This is a genomic window from Aminobacterium thunnarium (assembly GCF_055390565.1).
Genome location: NZ_AP042412.1, coordinates 384,991 through 408,284, shown reverse-complemented (window position 1 = coordinate 408,284; position 23,294 = coordinate 384,991). Strand labels below are relative to the sequence as shown.

The 23,294-nt window shown below is 38.3% G+C and carries 23 protein-coding genes; 7 read left to right on the top strand and 16 right to left on the bottom strand.

Annotated features, from left to right (window positions below):
* Positions 1 to 17: 17 nt before the first annotated feature.
* The gene (locus tag ACZ5GY_RS01965; protein WP_213691240.1) at positions 18 to 347 is read right to left on the bottom strand and encodes a cupin domain-containing protein; all 330 of its coding nucleotides are present in this window, start codon (positions 345 to 347) and stop codon (positions 18 to 20) included.
* Positions 348 to 494: 147 nt separating this feature from the next.
* Here ACZ5GY_RS01965 and ACZ5GY_RS01960 point away from each other — a divergent pair, with 147 nt between their 5' ends.
* Positions 495 to 1,613: a M20 family metallopeptidase gene (locus ACZ5GY_RS01960; RefSeq protein ID WP_213691239.1), complete on the top strand. Its 1,119-nt coding sequence runs from the start codon at positions 495 to 497 to the stop codon at positions 1,611 to 1,613.
* 49 nt (positions 1,614 to 1,662) lie between these two features.
* Here ACZ5GY_RS01960 and ACZ5GY_RS01955 read toward each other — a convergent pair whose 3' ends face one another.
* Positions 1,663 to 2,334 (bottom strand): phenylalanine--tRNA ligase beta subunit-related protein, encoded by a 672-nt coding sequence (locus tag ACZ5GY_RS01955; RefSeq protein WP_213691238.1) that lies wholly within the window; start codon positions 2,332 to 2,334, stop codon positions 1,663 to 1,665.
* A 102-nt stretch (positions 2,335 to 2,436) separates the two neighbouring features.
* Here ACZ5GY_RS01955 and ACZ5GY_RS01950 point away from each other — a divergent pair, with 102 nt between their 5' ends.
* Entirely contained in the window at positions 2,437 to 4,218 is a 1,782-nt protein-coding gene (locus ACZ5GY_RS01950) for a C69 family dipeptidase (protein ID WP_213695569.1), read from the top strand.
* A 4-nt stretch (positions 4,219 to 4,222) separates the two neighbouring features.
* On the opposite strand, the gene ACZ5GY_RS01945 is transcribed toward ACZ5GY_RS01950, so the two are convergent.
* Positions 4,223 to 4,753 (bottom strand): L,D-transpeptidase, encoded by a 531-nt coding sequence (locus ACZ5GY_RS01945; protein ID WP_307879523.1) that lies wholly within the window; start codon positions 4,751 to 4,753, stop codon positions 4,223 to 4,225.
* A 114-nt stretch (positions 4,754 to 4,867) separates the two neighbouring features.
* On the opposite strand from ACZ5GY_RS01945, the gene ACZ5GY_RS01940 reads away from it, so the two are divergent.
* Positions 4,868 to 5,773, top strand: coding sequence for a DMT family transporter (locus ACZ5GY_RS01940; protein ID WP_213691236.1), 906 nt, complete (start codon positions 4,868 to 4,870; stop codon positions 5,771 to 5,773).
* A gap of 27 nt (positions 5,774 to 5,800) precedes the next feature.
* Here ACZ5GY_RS01940 and ACZ5GY_RS01935 read toward each other — a convergent pair whose 3' ends face one another.
* Positions 5,801 to 6,460, bottom strand: coding sequence for a helix-turn-helix transcriptional regulator (locus ACZ5GY_RS01935; protein WP_213691235.1), 660 nt, complete (start codon positions 6,458 to 6,460; stop codon positions 5,801 to 5,803).
* 356 nt (positions 6,461 to 6,816) lie between these two features.
* Between ACZ5GY_RS01935 and ACZ5GY_RS01930 the strand changes: the two genes are divergently transcribed.
* The gene (locus tag ACZ5GY_RS01930) at positions 6,817 to 8,118 is read left to right on the top strand and encodes a GGDEF domain-containing phosphodiesterase (protein ID WP_213695568.1); all 1,302 of its coding nucleotides are present in this window, start codon (positions 6,817 to 6,819) and stop codon (positions 8,116 to 8,118) included.
* Here ACZ5GY_RS01930 and ACZ5GY_RS01925 read toward each other — a convergent pair.
* The 3 genes from ACZ5GY_RS01925 to ACZ5GY_RS01915 all read right to left on the bottom strand — a co-directional run bounded on the left by ACZ5GY_RS01925 (position 8,107) and on the right by ACZ5GY_RS01915 (position 10,182).
* On the bottom strand, positions 8,107 to 8,319 hold the full coding sequence (locus ACZ5GY_RS01925; RefSeq protein ID WP_213691233.1) for a hypothetical protein: 213 nt from the start codon (positions 8,317 to 8,319) through the stop codon (positions 8,107 to 8,109). The genes ACZ5GY_RS01930 and ACZ5GY_RS01925 overlap by 12 nt on opposite strands.
* A 78-nt stretch (positions 8,320 to 8,397) precedes the next feature.
* On the bottom strand, positions 8,398 to 9,390 hold the full coding sequence (locus ACZ5GY_RS01920) for an ornithine cyclodeaminase family protein (protein WP_213691232.1): 993 nt from the start codon (positions 9,388 to 9,390) through the stop codon (positions 8,398 to 8,400).
* 15 nt (positions 9,391 to 9,405) lie between these two features.
* Positions 9,406 to 10,182: a transporter substrate-binding domain-containing protein gene (locus ACZ5GY_RS01915; protein ID WP_213691231.1), complete on the bottom strand. Its 777-nt coding sequence runs from the start codon at positions 10,180 to 10,182 to the stop codon at positions 9,406 to 9,408.
* Positions 10,183 to 10,315: 133 nt separating this feature from the next.
* Here ACZ5GY_RS01915 and ACZ5GY_RS01910 point away from each other — a divergent pair, with 133 nt between their 5' ends.
* Positions 10,316 to 11,395: an NAD/NADP octopine/nopaline dehydrogenase family protein gene (locus ACZ5GY_RS01910; RefSeq protein WP_213695567.1), complete on the top strand. Its 1,080-nt coding sequence runs from the start codon at positions 10,316 to 10,318 to the stop codon at positions 11,393 to 11,395.
* A 67-nt stretch (positions 11,396 to 11,462) separates the two neighbouring features.
* Here ACZ5GY_RS01910 and ACZ5GY_RS01905 read toward each other — a convergent pair whose 3' ends face one another.
* From ACZ5GY_RS01905 to ACZ5GY_RS01870, 8 genes are all read right to left on the bottom strand, one after another.
* Complete coding sequence (locus ACZ5GY_RS01905) at positions 11,463 to 12,749, bottom strand: L-cysteine desulfidase family protein (protein WP_213691229.1); 1,287 nt, start codon at positions 12,747 to 12,749, stop codon at positions 11,463 to 11,465.
* A 106-nt stretch (positions 12,750 to 12,855) separates the two neighbouring features.
* Positions 12,856 to 13,878 (bottom strand): TRAP transporter substrate-binding protein DctP, encoded by a 1,023-nt coding sequence (dctP, locus tag ACZ5GY_RS01900; protein WP_213691228.1) that lies wholly within the window; start codon positions 13,876 to 13,878, stop codon positions 12,856 to 12,858.
* A gap of 53 nt (positions 13,879 to 13,931) precedes the next feature.
* The gene (locus tag ACZ5GY_RS01895) at positions 13,932 to 15,239 is read right to left on the bottom strand and encodes a TRAP transporter large permease (RefSeq protein WP_213695566.1); all 1,308 of its coding nucleotides are present in this window, start codon (positions 15,237 to 15,239) and stop codon (positions 13,932 to 13,934) included.
* On the bottom strand, positions 15,233 to 15,760 hold the full coding sequence (locus tag ACZ5GY_RS01890) for a TRAP transporter small permease (RefSeq protein ID WP_307879524.1): 528 nt from the start codon (positions 15,758 to 15,760) through the stop codon (positions 15,233 to 15,235). Before ACZ5GY_RS01890 ends, ACZ5GY_RS01895 begins: the two co-directional genes overlap by 7 nt.
* A 185-nt stretch (positions 15,761 to 15,945) precedes the next feature.
* On the bottom strand, positions 15,946 to 16,710 hold the full coding sequence (locus ACZ5GY_RS01885; RefSeq protein WP_213691226.1) for a FadR/GntR family transcriptional regulator: 765 nt from the start codon (positions 16,708 to 16,710) through the stop codon (positions 15,946 to 15,948).
* A 172-nt stretch (positions 16,711 to 16,882) separates the two neighbouring features.
* Complete coding sequence (locus ACZ5GY_RS01880) at positions 16,883 to 18,361, bottom strand: tripartite tricarboxylate transporter permease (RefSeq protein WP_213691225.1); 1,479 nt, start codon at positions 18,359 to 18,361, stop codon at positions 16,883 to 16,885.
* Between the two features lie 12 nt (positions 18,362 to 18,373).
* Positions 18,374 to 18,841 (bottom strand): tripartite tricarboxylate transporter TctB family protein, encoded by a 468-nt coding sequence (locus tag ACZ5GY_RS01875; protein WP_213691224.1) that lies wholly within the window; start codon positions 18,839 to 18,841, stop codon positions 18,374 to 18,376.
* A 33-nt stretch (positions 18,842 to 18,874) separates the two neighbouring features.
* Positions 18,875 to 19,840 (bottom strand): tripartite tricarboxylate transporter substrate binding protein, encoded by a 966-nt coding sequence (locus ACZ5GY_RS01870; RefSeq protein WP_213695565.1) that lies wholly within the window; start codon positions 19,838 to 19,840, stop codon positions 18,875 to 18,877.
* A gap of 356 nt (positions 19,841 to 20,196) precedes the next feature.
* Here ACZ5GY_RS01870 and ACZ5GY_RS01865 point away from each other — a divergent pair, with 356 nt between their 5' ends.
* Positions 20,197 to 21,591, top strand: coding sequence for an amino acid carrier protein (locus ACZ5GY_RS01865; RefSeq protein ID WP_213691253.1), 1,395 nt, complete (start codon positions 20,197 to 20,199; stop codon positions 21,589 to 21,591).
* A 67-nt stretch (positions 21,592 to 21,658) separates the two neighbouring features.
* Positions 21,659 to 22,576, top strand: coding sequence for a glutaminase A (gene glsA, locus ACZ5GY_RS01860; protein ID WP_213691222.1), 918 nt, complete (start codon positions 21,659 to 21,661; stop codon positions 22,574 to 22,576).
* 42 nt (positions 22,577 to 22,618) lie between these two features.
* On the opposite strand, the gene ACZ5GY_RS01855 is transcribed toward glsA, so the two are convergent.
* Positions 22,619 to 23,260: an L-fuculose-phosphate aldolase gene (locus tag ACZ5GY_RS01855; protein ID WP_213691221.1), complete on the bottom strand. Its 642-nt coding sequence runs from the start codon at positions 23,258 to 23,260 to the stop codon at positions 22,619 to 22,621.
* Positions 23,261 to 23,294: the final 34 nt, after the last annotated feature.

Genomic DNA, 23,294 nt, shown 5'->3' with positions numbered 1-23,294 from the left:
AGTTATAGAAGAGATATTTATGAACGAATCATTACAAGAGCCATTTTAAAGCTCTCAACAGCCCTTAAACCATGAGGGATCTCTGCCGGCATAATAAGCCATTCACCTTGTTCAAGAATTTGTGATACTCCATTAAGGCTTATCTCTACTTTCCCCGAAATAATTTCTACTAAAGCATCGTAAGGAGCTGTATGTTCACTGAGAGCCTGACCTTTATCAAAGGCAAAGAGTGTTACCGTACCAGTAGGGTGATCTACAAGAGTTCGGCTCACAATAGCTCCATCTTGAACTTCAACCATTTTTTCTGCTTCAAACTTTTTTCCCTTTTCAAACGTTCTCTGACTCATCTTGTCACTCCTTCACTAAATAGGCTAAAACCAGTACGTTTAAATTATGCTAGCATAAATCCTACTATTTTTGTAGTGTTTGATTCCCATTTATACTCATGCTATATTGATGAAATCAAAAATCAGTTCAAAGGGGTGTTCAATATAATGCAACTTTTCGATGAACAACAGTTCCTTAAAGATCTGGAAAATCTGGTCAATATAGATAGCGGAACCGCTTATGTTTCTGGTGTCGAGCGCGTCGCAACCTTTTTTAAAAACGAGTTTGAAAAGTTGGGATGGAATGTACGCGCCCATAACTTTGATCCGTCAGTCGGTCCATGCCTTGAAATAAGCAATACAACATCTTCTAACTACGATGTTATGCTTTTAGGACATATGGATACGGTATTTCCAGAAGGAACTGCAAGTGAACGTCCTTTCAAAATAGAAGACGGCAAAGCTTTTGGACCTGGAGTCGTTGACATGAAATCTGGGTGTCTTTTTGCCCTGTATGCAGCAAAAGTATTTCAAAAATGTGATAAGGTCCCTTCTATTTGTGTCGCTTTCAATAGTCACGAAGAAGTTGGTTCTAAATTTGCCCGCAAGTGGATTGAGGACACCGCCGCAAAAAGCAAAAATGTTATCGTTCTTGAACCGGCGAGGGCTAATGGTAATTTAGTTAATCAGCGAAAGGGAATTGGTCGTTATACTGTTGATATCCTTGGTAAAGCCGCCCATGCAGGAGTTGAACCGGAAAAAGGTATTAGCGCCACTCAGGAATTAGCCCACTGGATTTTAGAAATACATAAACTTTCAGATCCTAAAAAAGGAACAAATCTTAACGCTGGTTGCGTCACTGGAGGTACCGCTGCTAATGTTGTACCGGAAAAGGCACAGGTCGTATTCGATATGCGAGTAAAATCCGCTGAAGAAGCAACTAAAGTCGCAGAAAAATTTGAGTACCTTCAAAGAAACCCCTTCTCCGACGGAATAAAGATCGAAGTTACGGGAGGCATGACAAGACCTCCTATGAACCCAAGTCTTTTGACTCTTGAGCTATGTCAGAAAGTAGAAGAAATAGCAGCTACTCTTGACATCTCATTCCAGTGGCAATCCACAGGCGGGGGCTCAGACGGTAACTTCACAGCAGCTATGGGGATTCCAACTATAGATGGAATGGGCCCCGTCGGAGGCAGAACTCATAGCGTAGATGAATACATAGACGTAAAAAGTCTTAATGACAGATTTACACTCTTGATTCAACTTCTAAAAGATTTAGCATAGTATAAAGGGTTCTTGTTGGGGATGGTACGCAAATACCTGCCATCCCTTTTTAAGGATATATAGTTAACAATTCGACAATAGAGCGAGGAGAAAAGAGAAGAACATTATTTTTTATGTCGTTGAGATGGACTAAGGTGTTTTCCTTATCTATACCTTTGGGTGCATAAACTGTAAAGAGAACATTTTTCGTTTCTGTAGAAATAGAAGTGCGCTTATCTGGTCCATAAATAACGCTAGAAATAACGCCTGTATCGTCACACATGAGCATATCATTATCACAGGCAACTTTCTCTTTTTCATTCATCAATGTATAGCAAATGTCTCCATTTCCAATATCAACGTTTATTGGGAAGTCAATTTTATCAAGATCATGACCTGCAGTGAGCAACATATTTTTTAGTTCTGCCATAAACATAGCTGTAACAAGACAATTAACAATAGGAATGTTTTTTCCTTTTGAAGCAATCGACTCAATTTGATAGAGCACCGGATAATTTTGACCGAATGACTTAAAATATGCGTCGTAAACATCGAGAATAGGCTGGTTTCGCAGTTCTGACCGAGACATATTACCGTATTTTTTTCGTAAGTTTTCTTCGAGGTCCACTCGTATCTTGTCAAGACAATCATGGCATGAGGCATTTGTTACTCCCTTAAGAATCAAAAAGCCAACATAAGATTGAGGAAACCTTCTCCGGAATGAGTCTGTTAATGTAATCATACACATCCCCCCCTGATTTAATCCTCATAAATAGTGTAACATAACGATTAAATAGATTATATATTGAAGAAAAAGTTCCTACATCGAAAGGAGTTTTTATCTATGGTATTTCTGATAGTACTATGCGCCTCTATTCTATTGATTTCTTTTTTTTCTTCACAAAAAGCTTATGGGTGCAGCGGTCTAGTTTTAGGCAAAAATATTTCTCCAACAGGTCGAGTTCTTGTGGCTCATAATGAAGATGACAGTAATAGGCTTCTTGTTCGGCATGGGCTTATCCCATCACGACAGTATACTTCTGACAGTATTATTATTGCCGAAGAAGAATCTGCCCGCATTCCACAAACCCCTTCCACCTTCGGACTATTTTGGACAGAGGTACGAAATGAAAGAGGACTTTCAAATGCTGACTTTTTTTATAACGACCATGGTGTAGGAATCTTTAGTGACAGTTGTAGACAAATTAGAGCTGATCACGAACCTGATATCGCATATGGTGGAATTGGCTACTCACTTCGCCGCATCATTGCAGAACGAGCTACAAGTGCCAATCATGGAGTAGAAATTGCCATAGAACTTATCGAGAAATATGGATATCGAGATTCTGGCCGTTGCTACATTATCGCCGATGCCAATGATGCATGGATGGTTCAAATACCTCATGGACAACACTATTGCGCTGTTCGAATAGATGACAATGAAGCGGCCTTTATTCCTAACCATTTCACTATACGAGCTGGAGTTTTAGAGAACAGACCCTTCTATTGTTCCAAAGACCTACTTAACTATGTAAAAAGGAAAGGCTGGGTTTCTGCGGAAATATGCCAAGAAAAAGAATTGGACTTTGCAAAGGCCTTTCAACATCCTGATCGATGGCGCCATCCATTTAACACTTTCCGCCATCGTCATGCATTAGAAATTCTTACGCAACGAGAATGGCTTTGCGACGAAGAGCTTCCTTTCGCAATAAAGCCCGAAGAGAAAATAACCATATCTCAAGTAAAAGCTATTTTGCGTTCTCATTATGAAAATACTCCCGATTACTCAACAACGAATTTCGCGGGGAATTCCCCTCATCACAGTTCTTTACGAAAAATCTGTGCTGGAACAACTATCGAAGGTATCATCGCAGATTTAAATCCAATAGCTGAACTTACATGCCTTTGGATTGCCATGGGGCGACCCTGTTCACAACTGTTTATTCCTATTCATGGAGGGGTTAATACACTTCCCGAAGAATTCACCCCTATAGAAAATCCAGAAACAGCCTTAGAAAAACATTGCCAAAGAGATAGCGATTTACTTAACATTGATGACAAAAATTGGTGGAATATTACGCAGCGCCAGACATGTATCGATCTATATCATGAGGAAATCCACTCGTTACTACAAGAAAAACTTAACCTTTGGGAAAAAGAACTTAAAGAAAAAGAAGAACAAATTCGTAATAAGGCCCAAAAACTCATCAAAGAAGAGAAAAAAGGGGAAGCTTCCAATATCCTTACCTCTTGGGCTCGCCAAATAGCCCTAGAATCAGAAACTAAAATGAAAGAGGTTCTTTCTTCATTTCCTATTTATGTAGCTGAACCTCATATGAAAGAGATAAGAAAAGATGACTATTCTTCTGAACTTGAAATAGAAATACCTCTTTGGGAGGAACCTCTTGAGAACTCTATTCGCATGGGACAAGGAGGACTTAGTACTGAAGTTTGGGCAAGACCCATAAAAGGTAGCCTTATGAAAACAGATCAAGGATGGTCTCTGAAATTTAGAGTTAGAGAATTAGCAGAAAAAGCACATATCTGTCGTGCCGATTTTTGGCTGGCTGGACGCAACATAAATGAGAAAATCTTTGTTGCTAAGAGTGTTATTACTGTAAAGTAGCTACTTATTCTTTAATAGTAACAAGTACTCCTGGCTGAATGCGTTTTACTAGAAGTTCAATGTGCTCATTAAGCAATCGAACACATCCTTCTGTTGTTTTTTTACCTATAGAATCTGGAGCGTGAGTGCCATGTATGCCAATTCCAGACCATCCTGTTTTTAGGCGAATAAACCATGGGCCGTACGCACCTTTAATCGGGCCTTTGCCATCTTTGAAATCATGAACCCAATGGCGAGAGTCATGAATGCTCTCTACTACAAAATGTCCTGTAGGAGTACGCATGTCTCCGCCTTTTTTTTTATTACCTGAATATAACCCGACGGCGATGGGGAAAGAAAAAACAGCTGTTCTCCCCTCATAAAAAGAAAGTAAAAACTTACTTTTTTCAATAACTATCTGAGGGGAAGGCTCCACATGAGAAGCAAAAGCTTCCCGCATCTCAAAAAAGCTGCAAATGACACCTAGCATAAGTATTAGCAATAATTGGCACAAATAACGAGCAGCCTCCAATTCTCTTTCAAGAAACATATGCATATTGTTCACCACCTTGCAAAAATTTTAACACCTTAAGAACCAACATAAATTAACTTGTTTGTTTTATCTAAATTGTATATATTTAGATAACGATAAATATTTGAGGGGGTTTCTATGAATAATGCCGTAAAAATAAAACAAGCAAATACACATACCTACTATAAAGGGGCATTTGCAGCTCTTTTATCTGCATTTTTATTCGGTTTTATTCCTATTCTGGCAGTTTTTGCCTACAAAAATGGTATCAGCGTAATGACATTCCATTTTATGAGATTCACAATTGCTTCTATAGCTCTTTTCAGCCTTATTATTTTTCGAATGGGATACGAAGTAATACGAATAGGAAAGAAAAATCTTTTACAACTATTTATACTTGGAGGAGTATTTTTCACACTTACCAGTTTCAGTTACTTCTCAAGTTTTCAGTATATTCCCGCATCAATGGCGCCGCTTATCTTTTATACATATCCAGCCATAGTAGCAATAACTTCTTCATATGTTAATAAAGAACCTCTTACAATAATGCTTTTGCTCTCTATCGCTTTATCTTTTTTGGGATTGATCTTTCTTTCAGGGAAAGCTGTCGCTACTATAAATATGAAAGGTGTTTTCTTAGCGGGTCTCGCTGCTATTTCTTATACTTCGTATATACTCTATGGAAATTCCATCATGAAAAAAACGCCATATCAAATTGTGGTTGCCTACGTCTGTTTCTTTTCTGCATTATCCTTTTTCACAATTGGGACGATAACTCGTAATTTACTCTTCCCTCGATCAACATCGACATGGTTTCTATTTTGCATCATTTCTTTTGTTTCTCTCTTGGGATTCCTCTCATTTTTCTTAGGTGTAAAATTGACAAATCCAGCGAAAGCTGCCGTACTAAGTATGGCTGAACCATTGGTAACGGTAATTCTCTCTCTTTTATTTTTCAAAGAATACCTTGCTATTCCTCAATATATAGGAGGCACATTTATTCTCTTTGGATCTTTATTAGCATTATTAAGTAGAAAGCAATAATTTACATCTTCTACTAGATGGCTACTTCTAATTTATACGATTTAGAATGGATTGTAATGATATCTTCAATAATTGCGCTAAAAACTCCTTATCTGCATCAAGGATTTTATCCGAATTTTCCAAAAACTCCCTGAGGACTAAAACTACATCTGGATCTTGTGCTGCAAGCATTTTTATAAGATTCTCTAAATCAATGGCACTCTGTTTTTGCCTTTTTAAAAAATCAATATCTCCTTCTATGTGGGCCATATAGAGACCGTAATATTTATATAACGATATTTTTTCACTTAAAGAAACCTGTGCTTCGTTATGCTCTATATATTCCATTTTTTCTTTAGAAAGACCTAAATAATGCGCTACTTCGTCTAATCTAAGCCCTAAATGCTGTCTGAGAGAACGTAAAACTTCGCAAGATCTTGGTGAAAAATTCGAACTTTCTTCGCTTCCTAAAAGGTAGGATGCTGTCGTTCCTAAAGCTCTTGCCAAGGCAAGAAGCATTTCAGCATTTGGACAACGCTCTTCTCTCTCCCAACGTGAAATGGTCAGTTTTGTAACACCTATTTGTTCTGCTAATTCTTGTTGTGTCATTCTTTCTCTTTGACGAAGCTCTTTTAGTCTAAAACCAATCATTTCATTCTCCTCTTCGACCAAAGCTTTCATACTCTGTTCATAATCTACTGTATCCATCGAGATAGATAACTCAATACTCTCTTTTGTTACTATGAGTTATCTCTTATGATATTTTTTTAAGCATATAAATTTAACCTCTTGTATTTATCCGTATTGTTGTTTAATATTAATAAAATCGGATAATTAAATAAAAACACACATATAAAGGGGCATTTTACTCTAAAAGATACAAGTTGATCTCTATAAATAATCAATAATGATTAGGGGAAAAGTCAAAAACCTGCTTATTATCAAGGTCTTTAAGATAGGATATTAGGTCTTAAGACACATAAAAGCACATCACTTTTACATTTTTATTCAGGGAATTCAATACTAAAAGTAAAAAATGTAAAATTAGCAAAGAGGGAAGATACATGCCGAATGAATCAATCCTCCAAGAAACACTGGAAAGAATAATGTCGCAAAATGAATCTGTCGTCTTCACCCTATTAAGTCTTGACATGTTTCGAACCTTAAACGAAGGATGGGGATACTTTACTGGTGGTAAAGTTTATAAAGAAGCTTCTTGGGCAATACAAAGCTTTCTTACGGAAAAAGACACTTTTTTTACGATTGACCATAATAAATTTGCAATTATTACTCCAACGTCTTTAAAAACAAGACAATATCATAAACTTCTTAAGGATATGAAAAACTTCTTTACCCATCCCATTACTATTGATCACGAAATATTTGAAGTAACCGCTAGCATTGGCATTAGCTCGTATCCTAAAGATGGGATTAAAGCGTCAGATATAATTGAAAGTGCAAATATAGCTCTACAGTGGGCCCGAATTTCTGAGAGTCACGTTAATGCTGCTTTTTACACGGGCACTGTAAGAGATCACCAGAAAAATTACACTAAACTAAAACGAGACCTTCATTATGCAGCAGATAGAGGAGAACTTTTTTTGGAATATCAGCCACAAGTTGATATGAAAAACAACAATATTGTGGGAGTTGAAGCTCTTCTCAGGTGGAAAAGAGAAGATGGGAAAATTATTGCTCCTATGTTGTTTATTCCCTTAGCTGAAAGCTCTGGCAATATTACAAATTTAGGAGACTGGGTTATAAAAGAAGTTTGTCTACAAGCTACAAAGTGGAGAAACAAAGGAATAAATCTTCGACTCTCTATAAATATTTCTCCTGTTCAAATATACAGCGATTACTACTTTTTTACTAAGTTGCAACGTGAACTTTCAAACGCATCAATACCAACATCCATAGTAGACCTTGAAGTTACTGAAAAAATCTTACAAGATCATTGTGGCTTTTTAGAGAAATTTATAAAGCAAGCTCAATTTATGGGAATGAGGGTCTATTTGGATGATTTTGGTAAAGGCAGATCTTCTATTGATTTTTTAAGAAAATTTCATTTTGACGGAATCAAAATTGATCGCTCAATTATTACGGATATCGCTGACTCTTCAAGAAACAAAAAATTCGCAAATTCCCTTATCCAACTTGCCGGAAGTATAGCAAACTATATTGTAATAGAGGGGGTCGAATCCAACGCCCAACTAGAAGCTCTTCATATAGACGAAGGGAAAACCATTATTCAAGGTTTCTTGTTTAGTAAGCCTTTAAGACCAGAATATATTCCAAGTTTCATTTCTCAGTATAAAAAGCAGCCCTCTTTCGAGGGCTGTCAAAAGCTATCAAATTTAACGATATGACCCAAAAGAAGAAGGGCCCGTATAACAAAAACGTTCATTAAGCAAAAATCGGACTCTATCAGTACAAAGATCCCATGCTTCCGGCTCTTTGTTCAAAAGAGTAACCATTTCATTAAGGAGTCCATCAATCACAGCGTTTGAAACGTTGGGATCTTTTCCTGTCTCTTCAATTTTATCTACAATCTCTTGTGCTTTGCTCATCGTGACTAACCTCCTTTCAAGAAAACATAGAGAGGATTATATCACCTGAGCAAAATAATAAAAACCTAATCGAATAAATTATATAGCGAAATCAAATGTCTCTCCTACTCCTTCTTTTTCCGCCTTCTGCAAGACAACAGAAGCTACAGCAACATCCATAGCCCCCGTTCCTATAGGAACACAAAGAATACGCGAAGATGATGAGGTAGAAATATGTCTCGCTCCTACCGCCAATTCACCTAACGTTGCAGTAATATTTTCTTGAGAGACTTTACCTGCTTCAGCTAAATCTTTTAATGCGCCACGGTGAAAACATTGCGCCACATGATCTACAACGATAAAATCAGCAGCCAGAAGAGCTTCATCATCACACTCTTTATAGGATCCCATGGGGAAAAGCACCGTTCCGGGTTCAAACCATGATTTTTTAAAGAAACCATCTTTTGCATGAGTCACCGTTATGACAGCATTACCCTGCGCAGCTTCTTGGGGCTGAGTACAAATTGTAATTTTCCCAGCCACCTTATTAGCCATCTCTTTTGCAAATAATTTAGCCGCTTCAGGCATAACATCATATATCTTCAATTCGTCTATATTAAAAACTTCTGAAATAGCAGCTATTTGAGTACGCCCTTGGACACCTGCTCCAAAAAGCCCTACTGTCAAAGAGCGTTGTCCAGGATAAAGATATTTCAAAGCAACAGCTGTCTGGGCTCCAGTTCTCATGTTCGTAATTAATGTACCATCAAGAACTCCAGTAAAGACACCATTTCTGGGGTTAACTAAAACTATAATGGCACTTACATAAGGTAACCCCTGCTTGGGGTTATCCATCCAACCACCTGCCCATTTAATGCCAGCCGTATCCACCCATCCCACATATGCAGGCATAGAGTTAATATCTGCATGATAAGGGGGATATGGGGAACTTTCTCCTAAATCCAATGTTCCTTTTGTTGGATTGATAACTGTTCCCTCTCCCATTCCTTTGTATGTTTTGTCAATTATTTCTACCACATCGTGCATTGTAATCATTTTTTCAATCTGGGACTGACACAACAACCGAGCCATTTTATCCACTTCTCCTTAGTCCATTTGGTATTTTTTCTTAAGCTCCAAAAGCTTTCCACTTTTTTTCATTTCATCCATAGCTTCATTAATAGCTTCCTTAAGATGTACATCTCCTTTGGGAATAGCCAAAGCTATGCCTTCTCCCTGTTTATGGATAAAGTTACGGAAGGCAATTTTCAACTTTCCACCAAACACTTCATTATTTCGAAGATATGCATTGGCAACGGTAAGATTTACAACGCAAAAATCAGCACGCTCTAATAAGACTTCTCTCAAGGCATCATCATTTTTTTGAAAACGTTTTATTTCTTTGGGAAGTTTCGTATTTGTAATAAATGTATCTTGGGCAGTTCCTATCTGAACTGTAGCTACTTTACCGGTAAAGTCCTCTATCTTTGATATGGATGCATCATCGGCCTTTGTAACGAAAGCATTTTCTATTTCATAATAAACATCTGAAAAATCAACTTTTTTTCTGCGTTCTTCCGTGTTTGTCATTCCAGCAGCTATCATATCTATTTTACCTGTAAGTAAGGCAGGAATAAGACCGTCAAAAGCCATATCTACAAGTTCAACTTTTTTCCCTAAATGAGCTCCAAGAGCCTTAACAACGTCAATGTCATAGCCTGTAATTTCATTTTTTTCATTTCTGTACTCAAAGGGAGGATATGTTGCTTCTGTTCCCACACGAATTACATCGCTATCCATAACAGATTGCGCTGCTATGGAAGGAGCCGCAACCATCAAAGATATGGCGACACTTAAAATAAAAATTTTAGATATTTTCAACATTTGTAGCACCTCCATATATGGTAGTATATTTTTTGTAAAAAACTAAAGAGGAGTTTATTATAACTTGGTTTTATTTTATAGTCTATAATTGTAATTTAGTTTATTCTACAGTTTTAGAATGGAGGTCGTAACCGTGACTAAAATAACTGTACTTGGAGCCGGAAATGGAGGACAAGCTCTCGCAGGAGATCTCGCCTCTCAAAATTTTGAAGTAACGCTTTTTGAACATCCTCAACTAGAAGATAAAATAACCGATTTAAAAAAAGGAAAAACAATTACGTTAACAGGAATAATGGATAAAAAAGGCCATCTGGCGAAAGTAACCACATGTGCTGAAGAAGCAATACGAGGAGCTCAGATTATATATTTTTTAGCTCCGAGTTTCGCTCAAAAACCTATTTTGGAGTCAATAGCCCCTTATATAGAAGACAACCAAAAACTCGTGCTCATGCCAGGAAATTTCGGTTCACTTGTTTTTAAAAATTACCTTAAAAAAATCGGAAACATCGCTACCATAGAGATGGCAGAAGCTGATACTATGCCTTACGCATGTCGATTAGAGGCAGCTGGAAGAGTCAATATATGGGGAATTAAACAACATCTTTCTTTAGCTGCGTTACCTGGTCACTACACTGAAACTTTTATATCCCAAATACAACATGCTTTCCCTATTCGATTAAAAGCTGCTCCTAACGTTATAGCTATCGGCTTGTATAACACAAACATGATTCTCCACTGCCCTACTATGATTATGAATGCAGGAAGAATAGAATCTGAAAATGGAAATTTCAGATTCTATGGTGATGGAATGACAGAAGCTGTATGCAGCGTCATGGAAGCTATGGATAAAGAGCGGATACTTATTGGGAACGTACTGGGAATCAAACTTCTATCCACTATGGATGATATGAAAAAGTTATATAATCTAGAAGGAAAGACATTAAGAGAGACTATTTTGAATAATGTAGTTTACTGCGGACATGGAACAGATGCCCCTACGTCTATGACATATCGGTATCTCTCTGAAGACGTGCCATATCTTCTCGTTCCTGTTGCATCTCTGGCTCAAAAGTTGGGAATCTCTACACCTACAATTAATAGTATTATTCATTTGGCAAGCATTGTTAATGGGCAAAATTATTTTGAAACAGGAATAGGTTTAAAAGAACTTGGCCTTGAAAAGGCATCTGTAGAAGAAATACGAGCATTATAAAAAGACTCCGGTGCTGAACAGAACAGCACCGGAGTCTTTTTATGTTTTGTTGATATATGTAAAAAACTTAAGAGTATCGAGATCTTTCTTTTTCTCTTTCAATTATGATACGGGCCATTACCTCATCTGTATCAATCATTCCCTCTTGAGCTATTCTCCCAACTGCTTGTATGGTTTCATCTGCAGAATCACCAACAAGGCCATCACCTGGGCGAATTGAAACGCCTTCTTTTGCCATAAACGCTGATTCGATAGCAACTCCTGCAGCATGAGCCAATTTCAAAGCACATCCATATTTTGCACCATCACAAAGGATGCCACCGATACTTCCTACAACACTATTAATCGCCCTTTCTGCCTCTTCATAGTCCCCGTCAAGGAGAAGAGTCATCCCTGATGTCGTTCCTAAACTTGATGCTATGGAACAAGCACATATAGCAGATAAACGACCGATATGACTTTTAACATAAATAACCATTAAGAAACTCAATGCCAGAGCTCGCAGCAATTTTTCCTCTGGAATATTCTTTCTCCTTGCAAAAACAATAAGAGGAAGCGAAGAAGAAATTCCTACATTTCCACTGGTAGCACAACTCATAGCAGGAAGATTCAATCCTGCCATTCGCGCATCTGAAGCAGCAGCTGTTACAGCTTTGATTTCAAAAAGGATATTATCTTCTCCAAATGACTTGAAAGTCTGCCCAAAATTTGAGCCAATATTTCCATCAAATCCCGCTTTAGCTAAAGCACTATTAAGCGAAATAGCTTCTTTAAGAAAAACAAGCTCGTCTGCGGAAACATCTTTAGCAAAATTGAAAAAATCTTTAACCGTATACTGTCTTATCGTATCTTTCTTGTAATCTATCTGGTTAGAAATATCTTTTTCGGAATCAAGTAATACTTTGTTATTAACTTCTTTAAAGACAATATTTGTGTGCGTTTTTCGAACTATAACATGACCTACGCCATTCTCTGTTTCAACAAAAGCTTCATTATAAAGACCAACGCCTTTAAGATCCCACTTTATATCAACTTGAACAAAGGGAAGAAAATCTCGCGCTTTTTTCTCATCACTTGGTGTAATATCTTTCAAAACTTCAAGTCCATACGAAGATTTTCCTGCCAAAGCCCCTAAAGCAGCAGCTATTTCAAGACCAAAAAGAGACGTCCCTGGAATGCCAACTGCGATAGAATTTTTATAACCGTCCTTATCCATAATGATTCGAACACGACGCGGTGTTCCTCCAACAACATCTTTTGCTGCTGCAGCCGCGAAGGAAACCGAAGTGGGTCCAGTGCATCCCAAAGCTGGTGATATTTCTTGATGTAAGATAGATAGAAGTTCTTTATCCATGTGCTTTGCCCTCTCATTTCTACTAGGATCTTAATTCTTATAACTCGTTTCATCGGAACGTGGAGAGAAAAACATATCTCCCCACGCCTTCTTACTTAAACTGATGCTATTTCTCCTCTATGTACTTTAAACACCCATCTATAAGCTCTGCTCCAATATCTTCTTTGAGTTGTGGCCAAATTTTACTTCTGCTATTTTCAGCAAAAGCCCCCAGTTCTTCGGAAGAAAACTTTACTATTTCTACACCCCTTTCAGCAAGCATGTTCATATAGTTTCCCTCTTCTTTTTCCGCTTCCATAAATCTCTTATTGTGCAGTTCTTTTGCATACTTCATAATCAAGTTTTTGTCATCTTCTGAAAGCGATTCCCACAGATCTTTGTTCATAATGAGGAACCAGTTTTCAAAGTGATCATTAACAGCATAATAGTATTTAATAATATCTCTAAAATTAGAATAATAGCCTTCTGCACCAGCGCCTATAGCCCCATCTACAATCCCAGTCTGCATGGAAGTGAATAAATCAGCCCAGGGAATAGGAGTTCCTTGGTATCCCCATTCGCGCGTCAGGAGTGTAAATACACGAATAGAAGGAACTCTGATCTTTGTCATTTTATTTGCCCCAATTGTTGCAGGATCTTGAGCAGCTTTTACAGTAGCTATACCCCCAAAATAGACAGGCCAATTAACAAGACCGACAACATCCTCTTTGAGGAGCATATCCTGAATAGATTTAATGACAGGGCTATCTGCTCCAAAAACGACCTTCGCCTCTTCCCAGTCTTTCGCCAAATACGGCATGTATTGAATCTGGAGCTTAGGATTTCTTGATGTGCTTAGACTTTGACACGCCATCTCTATAGCACCAACACTGACTCTTTCCTGAACTACTGTATAATCTCCAAGTTGGTTTGCAGGGTAAACATCAATTGTTATTCTGCCATCAGAAGCTTCGTAAATCTGATCTGCAAACCAATGAAGATCCTTGTCAATAGTTGCACCTTCTGGGCGCATATGAGAAATTTTCCAATGGTATTTTTTTTCTCTTGCTAACGCTGGATTAGAAAAAGCAACTACTGTCAAAGCAATTACGACTAAAATTCCTAAAGTAGTACAAAATCCTTTTTTCATAAAAAAACCTCCTCTTCATTTTTTGTATATCTCTATGTATGTAGCCAGGGGAATTAATGTATATACCCAGCTAACTTAGGCAAGAAAAGAGAAAGATCTGGCCAAAATGTCGTAAGAAAGACAACAGGAAGATATCCCAAGCAAAGGAAAGTCATTGCAGGTTTCAGGATGTCAAGAAACTCAACTTTACCAATGCGCATTCCCAGATATAAAAGACTTGCATACGGAGGAGTTACACCCCCCATAGCCAAATTAACTCCCATAATGGCAGCAAACTGTATCGGGGAAATTCCTAACTCTATAACGAGAGGTAAAAGCATAGGAGCAGCAAGCACCATTCCTGTTACGTCGTTTACAATCATGCCAATGAGAAAAAGTAACAAATTAATGAGAATAAGAAGCACAACTCTATTTTCAGTTAAACCAAACATTATTTTTATAATCGCTTGTGGAACCCGCAAGAAGATGAACGTTTGACTTAACATCAGACAAAAAACAATCATAGACATAATGGCCCCTACGGAAGTAGCAGAATCAACAATAGACTCTTTCAATTTGTTTTTAGTCAATCCCTTATAGACACCAAACCCCACGGGAAGAGAGTAGATTACTGAGACAGCAGCAGCTTCTGTTGGAGTAAAGACACCACCATAAATTCCACCGAGTATAATGACAGGCATCATTAATGCAGGAAGAGCTTTCCAAGTCTTTCTAAGTGCAACTTTTCGTCTCTGACCTTTAGGGAGCTTCTTAACTAATGTTAGGTTGGGCAAGCGATGTGCATAAACCAAGTTAAGAATAGAAAACAGACACATTATCAATAGTCCTGGACCTATCGTAGCTAAAAAACAGGCTAAAATGGACGTTTCTGTAACCCAGCCATAAATTATCATTATGACACTGGGAGGAATAAGAAGCCCCAGAATAGATGAAACTGTAATTAATGCAGTTGCATATCCTCTAGGATATCCTTCTTCGACCATCCGAGGGATAAGAATGGGACCAGTTGCGGCTACACCAGTAAAACCACTTCCAGATATGGCGCCTATAATCGCACATGTTATGACAGCAACTACTCCCAAAGCACCTTTAACTCTTCCTACAAAAACATTCACAAAGTCTAAAAGGCTTCTTGCTATTCCACTTTCACTCATTAAGTTACCTGCAAGAATAAACAGAGGAATACAAAGTAAAACGGGGTTTGCCAACTGATTGAACCCCCACATCATCATACCTTTCATGGTAACTCCGCCTAAAGCAGTCATGGTCAGCAGGCTTCCACCAAAACAGTAAGGAAGAGGAACACCTAAAACAAGCAAAACAACGAGAACAATCATTGCTAAAAGAACAACGTCTAGCATGATGAAACAGCCTCCTCTTCTCTATTGAAACGAAATTGCTTTATGTTTTTAAGTAATTCGACAAACGTATAAACAGACATGAGAACAAGTCCTACCAAAAAGGCACTTTCAGCAAAAAACATGGGGATATATAAAGAGGCACTTAACTTCCATGCTTTGAAAGAATACAGAAAATAATCCCACGCCCAATATGTCAGCCATAAAACAACGGCTAAAGACAAAATCGACATTATTGTTCTTTCCAGATACAACGAACTCTTTTTCTTAATAAAGACTTCTAACACTTTGGCCGTAATGTGACTTTCGTCTCTTGAAGCGTTAACAGCCCCCAAAAAGTAAAGCCAAATGGTTGGAAAAACGAGAATTTCTTCAGTTCCCATTAAAGGGGCACAAAAAACATAACGAAGTAAAACTTGGACAACGATGAGAACAGCTGTTGCCAAAAAAAGAAGATACAAAGACATTTTCAATATTTTTTCAATGTAAAAATCCATGAAAGAAAAAATACTATTTATCTTCAAAAGTACCACCTCCACCTAAGTCTATATGTCCTACTTATAGACTTAAAGAGGTTATTTGTCAATAAAAAAAGTTAATTCAATAAACGTATAATGTATAAAATATAAAGAGCTGGGCTCCTGTTCAGAAGTCCAGCTCTTTATATTTATATTAAATTCTTCTACTCAAACTATACTTTAATAGCTTTCTAGGCATCCTCCATACTAGATAGTAGTTGTTCGTAACTTTCACGCAATCCCAGTTTATTTTCTTCGTCCATTCCTAAGATAACAATTCCATTTAAAACATCTCTGAACATAGCATCACTAGCTTTACGCGGATTTTTCTCGATAATATATTTCAAGATTAGCTCGTGATTTTTCATCATTTGCGCCCATTGTTCAATAGGAATTCTTAAATACTTTTGCCGTTGAGTATCAATTTCTCCACTAATGGAATTTAACAAGCGAACTAAAAGTTCATTACGAGCTATCCTCAATACTGTCGAGTGAAATTTTGTTGGGGTATCGAGATCTCGCACCAACAAATCTTTTTCATCTTTCAAGAGAGCATTTTCCTTGTCTACAATCTGTTTAAGCTCTTCAATATCGTCAGGCGTTGCCTTTTGTGCTGCCAAGAAAGCCGTCTGGGCTTCTAATAACAATCGTACTTCTAACAAGTCCATCAAAGAAGAATCATCATTAAACTGGCGTAAAAGTTCCGTATTTTCTATACGACGAATTGCATTAGCACACACAAACGTTCCTTGTCCTGACACTGCTTCAATAACCCCAAACCACGTTAAAGTTTTAAGGGCTTCACGAACACAATTTCGGCTGACGTTTAACTGTTTTGCCAAATCAACTTCACGCGGCAACTTTTCTCCAGGTAAATAGTCCCCCCGCTTAATTGTTTCTATAAGTTGTTTCAAAACACTCTCGAATAACTTCAGTTTCTGAACAGGCTCAACCATTTTTACCTCCCGATCTAAAGACATAAAACATGTTCACTTTATTTCTAATTATTTAAACAAGTAACTTCACAATAATAAATTAATCACATTCATTTACAAAATGCAATTTTAAACAGGATACTTATTGTAAAAATTTGTCGTTTTTACGTTGCTGAAGTCTCCTCTGGAGCTATTAACTTTTTTTAAAGGATTTAAGAAGTGCTATAAAACGATGTCCAAAAAAGACGAAAAGAATTAATATTATAAGGGAAAAACAGATGGGATCAGCTATAAATGGAAGTAAGCTTCCATGGCTTTTAAGCAAACCGACACGAAGATTGTCTTCAATCATTGGTCCTAAAATTATACCTAAAATCATAGGTGCAAGAGGAATATCCATGTATTCAAAGAAAAAGCCAGTAACACCAAAAATAACCATAATGTAAATATCAAAAAAACTATTTCGTATAGCATAAGATCCTATGACAGAGAAAATTAAAACTATGACCATAACAATATTTCTTGGGAGCCTCAATATAGCACCATACACCTTTATTCCAATAAGACCTACAGGAATGAGCAATAATTGCGAAATAAAAGCGATAGAAAAAATTCCATGCACAAGGTCTAAATTCTCCTGAAAAATAAGAGGACCAGGCCTCAGTCCATACATCAACATAGCTCCTAGAACAATCGCAGTAATAGAATCTCCTGGAACACCAAAGACTAACGCGGGAATCCACGTTCCACCAAGAGCCGCATTATTAGCACTCGTAGGAGCAATAATTCCACCAATCGCCCCTTTTCCAAACTTTTCCGGTTCCTTTGATGTTTTTTTCTCCATTCCATATGCAACCCACGCTGCTATATCAGCACCAGCACCAGGAAGAGCTCCTACAAATGTCCCAATTAAAGCCGATTTAAAAAGAACCATTTTATATTTCATCACTGTTTTCATCGTCTGTAAAAGTGATATTTTTTCTGGACGACCTATGCTGCTTTTTTTGAGAAGTTCAATATTAGTAACATTTTTCAGCACTTCCGAAAGTCCAAAAAGGCCAACCATAGCCGGAATAAAACTAATACCTCCCATGAGTTCCATACTGCCAAACGTAAAGCGGGGAAACCCTGTTGTAATATCGATACCTACGGTAGAAACAAGCAATCCCAATGCTGCAGAAATAACACCATTTACAGAATTACCAGTACTTAAAGCAGCACTCATGCTAAGGCCGAAAACTCCAAGCCAGAAATATTGAAAATGAGTAAATTTAAGAGCAAAACGAGCCAATGGAGGTGCCACTAGAATAAGAACCAAAACACCAATAGTGCCCCCCAAAGAAGAACAGACAAGATCTAAAGAAAGAGCTTCCATTCCCCTTCCCTGCTTGGAAAGTTCATATCCATCCAAAACAGCGGCACCTGATGCAGGAGTCCCTGGTATTCTCAAAAGAGTCGCAGGAATATCGCCGGTAAAAATAGCTGTGAAGGAAACTCCAATAATCATAGCTAATCCAGCCAAGGGAGGAAGGTAGTAACTTACAGGAACAATAAGAGCCACAGCCATGGTTGCAGTAAGACCCGGAGTTCCTCCAACCAAAACGCCAAAAGCCATAGAAAGAAGCCACGGAACCAAAATGCTAGGTTTAAAAACTGATAGTAACGTACTCATTATTCCCGCCTCCTACCAAGGCAACCCTAAAACTCCCATGGGCAATTGAATTCTAAAAACCTGACCGAAAATCAAAACTATAAAAATAGTCACAACTACAGAAACCGTAATTCCTGAAATCCAGCTCGCCTTCATTCTCACCATGAGCAAAATAGAAAAAAGCAATGTAGAAATAACGTATCCCAGCACTCCCATTAACAAGCCATAAACGATCAAGGCTGCAACTATAATAACAATGTTAAGACTGCCCCAGCTCCATTTGAAGGGAGTCTTGTTTGAATCTGTTATTCTCTTGGCTTCCCCAAATTGATACAAACCTCCCAAGAAGAGAATAACACCTAAAAGAGTAGGGAAAAATCCTGGTCCAGGAATCCTTTTTCCGCCTGAAACAGAAGAGGGGAAGGTGTAACTTATAGAAATAACTAAAATAGCCACTATAATTAACAAAATGCCAAAGCATATTTTTACTTTTCGCTGCATAAAAAAACCTCCCCCTCCTCAAATATTTAGGTGCTACTTGAGATAGCCTCCGAGTTCCATTACTCGTTTGAGGTCTGCGTCTTGCTGTTTAACAAATTCTGCAAAAGCCGCAGAATCTCTTACTTTTACTCCAAAGCCATTTTTCTCCATAAAGCTCTTATATTCTTCTGATTCAACAATTTTCTTAAGCGCCATATATAGATCATCAATAATTTCCTTGGGAGTTCCCTTCGGAACGGCAAATCCCCTCCACGTGCCTAAAGACCAATCCACACCCTGCTCTTTTAGTGTAGGAACATCAGGATAATTAGCTGCTCTTTCATCATCCATAATAGCCAGAGGACGTACTTCCTTGGCTGCTATTTGAGAAGCTGCCTCTGGAAGGCTGCACGTCACCACATCAACATGGCCCCCTAAGAGTTCGATAATGGAAGGCGCCGCTCCTTTTGTAGGAATCCAATCTACGGATTTAACATCAAGACCTGCCTTATCAAGCATGCCTATACGAGCAAGATCCCAAACTCCGCCAGCTGCAGTTCCTGAGAATTTAAAGGTACCGGGCTTACTCTTTATATCGTTAAGAAGATCGTGTAGATTAGCCCAAGGGGCATCTGCCTTTACAGTAACACCCGCTGGATCTTGATTAAGCTGAATAACGTAGTCAAAATCTGCATAGTTCAACTCTGTTAGCCCCATCCAATGCATCGTCGCCAATTCAAGGGTCACCATAGTAATAGTGTACCCATCGGGCTTAGCATAGGCTCCAGCAGAGTGTCCTACAGCGCCATTCCCCCCTGTTTTGTTAACAACAGTAAAAGGTTTACCATATGCCAACTCCAGTTGAGAAGCCATAAATCGCGTTAATCGATCAGTACCGCCACCTGCTCCCCAAGGGCATACAACAGTGACACTACGTGTCGGATATGCTGCAAAAGCAACAGATGCTGTTAAAACAAGAACGATCGCCACTGAAAGAATGACACATAACTTTCTTCTCATAAGTAAACACATCCTTTCTATGTTTTACAAACCGTCCCTTCCTATTCAACTTCAACCATATTGTCTCAATATTCTGTTATGCGTAGCAAGAGTATTTCATTCTTATCTTACTGTCAATGAAAACTCTTTTGCATTATCTAAAAAGGCGCCATTATTTTTATCATTCTTTTTTCTTAAAATTTATTTATTAAATAGTATTTTTATTGTATTACAACTTTTAAAATGATACTATGCAGAAATAAAAGCAATTTAAACATTATTTTTTATTTTATTTATATTAAGCAGCTTTATTTCAAACAAAGGAGGGTAATTTAAATCTAATCAACAAATATATTTGGAGGTGTTTAGTATTGCTCATGGATATTGTGAAGTTTGCTAATGGAATCCTATGGGGGAAACTCATGACATGGCTCCTCTTGGGTACAGGTATTTTTTACAGCATCAGACTTGGCTTACCTCAATTTCGCCGCTTTGGACATACATTCAAAGTCCTTTTTGGAAGTCGTAAGTCTGAAACAGGGGGCATTACTTCCTTTCAGGCTTTATGTACGGGTTTAGCCGCACAAGTAGGAACAGGAAATATCGCTGGAGTAGCAACAGCTCTCGCATCTGGTGGACCTGGTGCCGTATTCTGGATGTGGGTTACTGCTCTTTTAGGAATGGCAACAATATTCGGAGAAGCCGTTCTTGCCCAGCTTTTCAGGGTAAAAAACGACGATGGAACATATCGTGGCGGCCCTGCTTACTATCTCGAAAAAGGCCTTGGACAACGATGGATGGGAATATTGTTTGCCATAAGTATTATTGTCGCCATGCCCTTTATCTTTAATGCTGTACAATGCAACTCTATTGTCGCAGGAATACGAGGTGCATTTTTCCCAAACACCAACGGAGGCAATACAGAACTTTACCTTGGGATTATTGTTGCAGCTGTTACTGCTGCCGTTATTTTCGGTGGCCTAAAAAGGATAGCCCACGTAGCGGAAATTACTGTTCCCTTCATGGCCGCTATTTACATTATTATTGCCATTATCGTTGTTGTATTAAATATACATGAACTCCCCACGATCATAGCAGATATTTTCAAGAGTGCTTTTGGTGCCAAACAAGTAGCAGGAGGTGTTTTAGGACATACCGTTGCGAAAGCATTCCGATATGGAATGGCTCGAGGGCTATTTTCTAACGAAGCTGGTATGGGATCCACTCCTAACGCTCATGCAACAGCAGACGTCAAACATCCAGCCCGACAGGGATTTATAGCCATGTTCGGCGTCTTCACTGATACTATTATCATTTGTACGGTTACAGCCTCTTTAATTCTCATTTCTGGACAACTTGGCAGTGGGAAAACAGGAGTTGAATTAACTCAACTCTCTTTAAAAACAACATTGGGTACGTGGGGACCGACATTTATAGCTATAGCGTTAACTTTTTTCGCATGGACAACCATCCTCGGAAACTACTACTATGGAGAAAGCAACCTCATGTATCTTTTCCCTAATGCGCAAAAAAGCTCCATACTTTTAGTGTATAGAATCGCTGTATTAGGTATGATTATATTTGGAGCTGTTAGTTCCGTTCCTTTCGTATGGGAGCTTGCCGACTTCTTTAATGGGTTGATGGCCTTGTTAAACCTCATCGGTATACTTCTTTTGTCCGGTATTGTTGTTAAAGTTCTCAAAGATTACGAAAATCAGTTAAAGCTGCACCCTAATGTAGAACCAGTATATAGGAACCCCGAATCGAAGTAATCTTCCTCTGCTTTTTGCCCGCTACCCTTAGCGATAGCGTTTGGTTTGATAGGAGGGGAAATAAGAAATGAGAGAAAGATTAACCGAAATTATAGACAAATGCAGACCATTATACACACAAGGAAAAGTCGCTCGATATATTCCAGATCTGGCAAAGGCAGATCCAAAGATACTCGGCGTATCTGTTTCAAATCTCGAAGGGGATATATTTAGTGCAGGAGATAGAGACTTTCGTTTTTCCATGCAATCTGTCTCTAAACTTCTTTCTTTAGCCCTAGCATTAGAGCTTCTTGGAGAAGAAACTGTTTTTTCTCATGTAGGGATGAATCCCATCGCCGATTCTTTTAACTCTATAGTACGTCTTGAAATAGACTATCCACATATTCCTCATAACCCTTTAATCAATGCTGGAGCAATAGTAATCGTATCAATATTGCCCTATGAAAGTGCTAAGGAGTGTTTTGAAGCTATCCTTAATCTCTCTCGGGAAATGACAGGAAACTACAATTTAAAAATTAATGAGAAGACATTTCTGTCTGAAAAAGCGACAGGGGATCGTAACAGATCACTTGCCTTCTTTATGAAAAGTGTAGGAACATTAAAAGGCAATATAGAAGACATTCTAGATGTGTATTTTAGAGAATGCAGCATAGAAGCTACCACTGAAGATCTCGCGATAATGGGAGCTACAATTGCCTCTGGAGGAATTAACCCCAAAACTAAGAAACACGTTCTTTCTGATAAAACGTGTAAAATTTTGAGATCTCTTATGGCTACATGCGGTATGTACAATGCTTCTGGAGAGTTTGCCGTTCGCGTAGGAGTACCTGCTAAAAGCGGTGTAAGCGGAGTCATTCTTGCTACTGTACCTCATCGCGGAGGAATCGCAGTAGTAGGTCCCCCCCTTGACTCAAAAGGGAACTCTGTCACTGGCATACGTGTCTTAGAAGATATCGTAAACGAATTTAATTTACGCATTCTCTAAGACGACAAGAGAGGGCCCTTTTCATCGGGCCCTCTCTTTATCCTATTGTCGACCATAGCCTTTGAATTTAAGAACAATCTTCTCCATTTCTTCATCTGATAGAATCACAGGATTACCAATACATTTAGTTCTGTAATAGATTTCAGCTACCAACTCTATTTCTTCTGCCGTTCCAAAAGCCTGTGGTATGGAAGAACCAACAGCTAATAATCCATGATTTTCCATAAGAACGGCATTATAATGACCAATACTTTCAGCTACATTACGAGCCAATTCTGAAGTTCCATAGGTAGCATACGGTGCCAAGGGAACTTTGTTCCCTGAAAATCCTACTAGATAATGTACTGCTGGCAACTCCCAACGTAGACACGCTATAGTTGTCGCAAAAACAGAATGAGTATGGACTATAGCATTAATATCCTTTCTTTTTTTGTAAAGAGTCATATGCATTGCCGTCTCACTAGATGGTTTTCGAGTTCCTTCTATAATATTTTCGTCTATATCCATAATGAGGACGTCTTCTGCTTTCATTTCAAAATAATCAACACCAGTAGGTGTAATTGCAACCTCTCCCGTTTCTCTATTATAAAAACTCATATTCCCGCCAGTTCCTGTAGTTAACCTAGCCGTAACCATTTTTTGACAATATTCCACGATCATTTCTCGTTCTTTCTGAAGCCGCATTCTTTCGCCTCCCAATACTGTTTCACATTGAGCT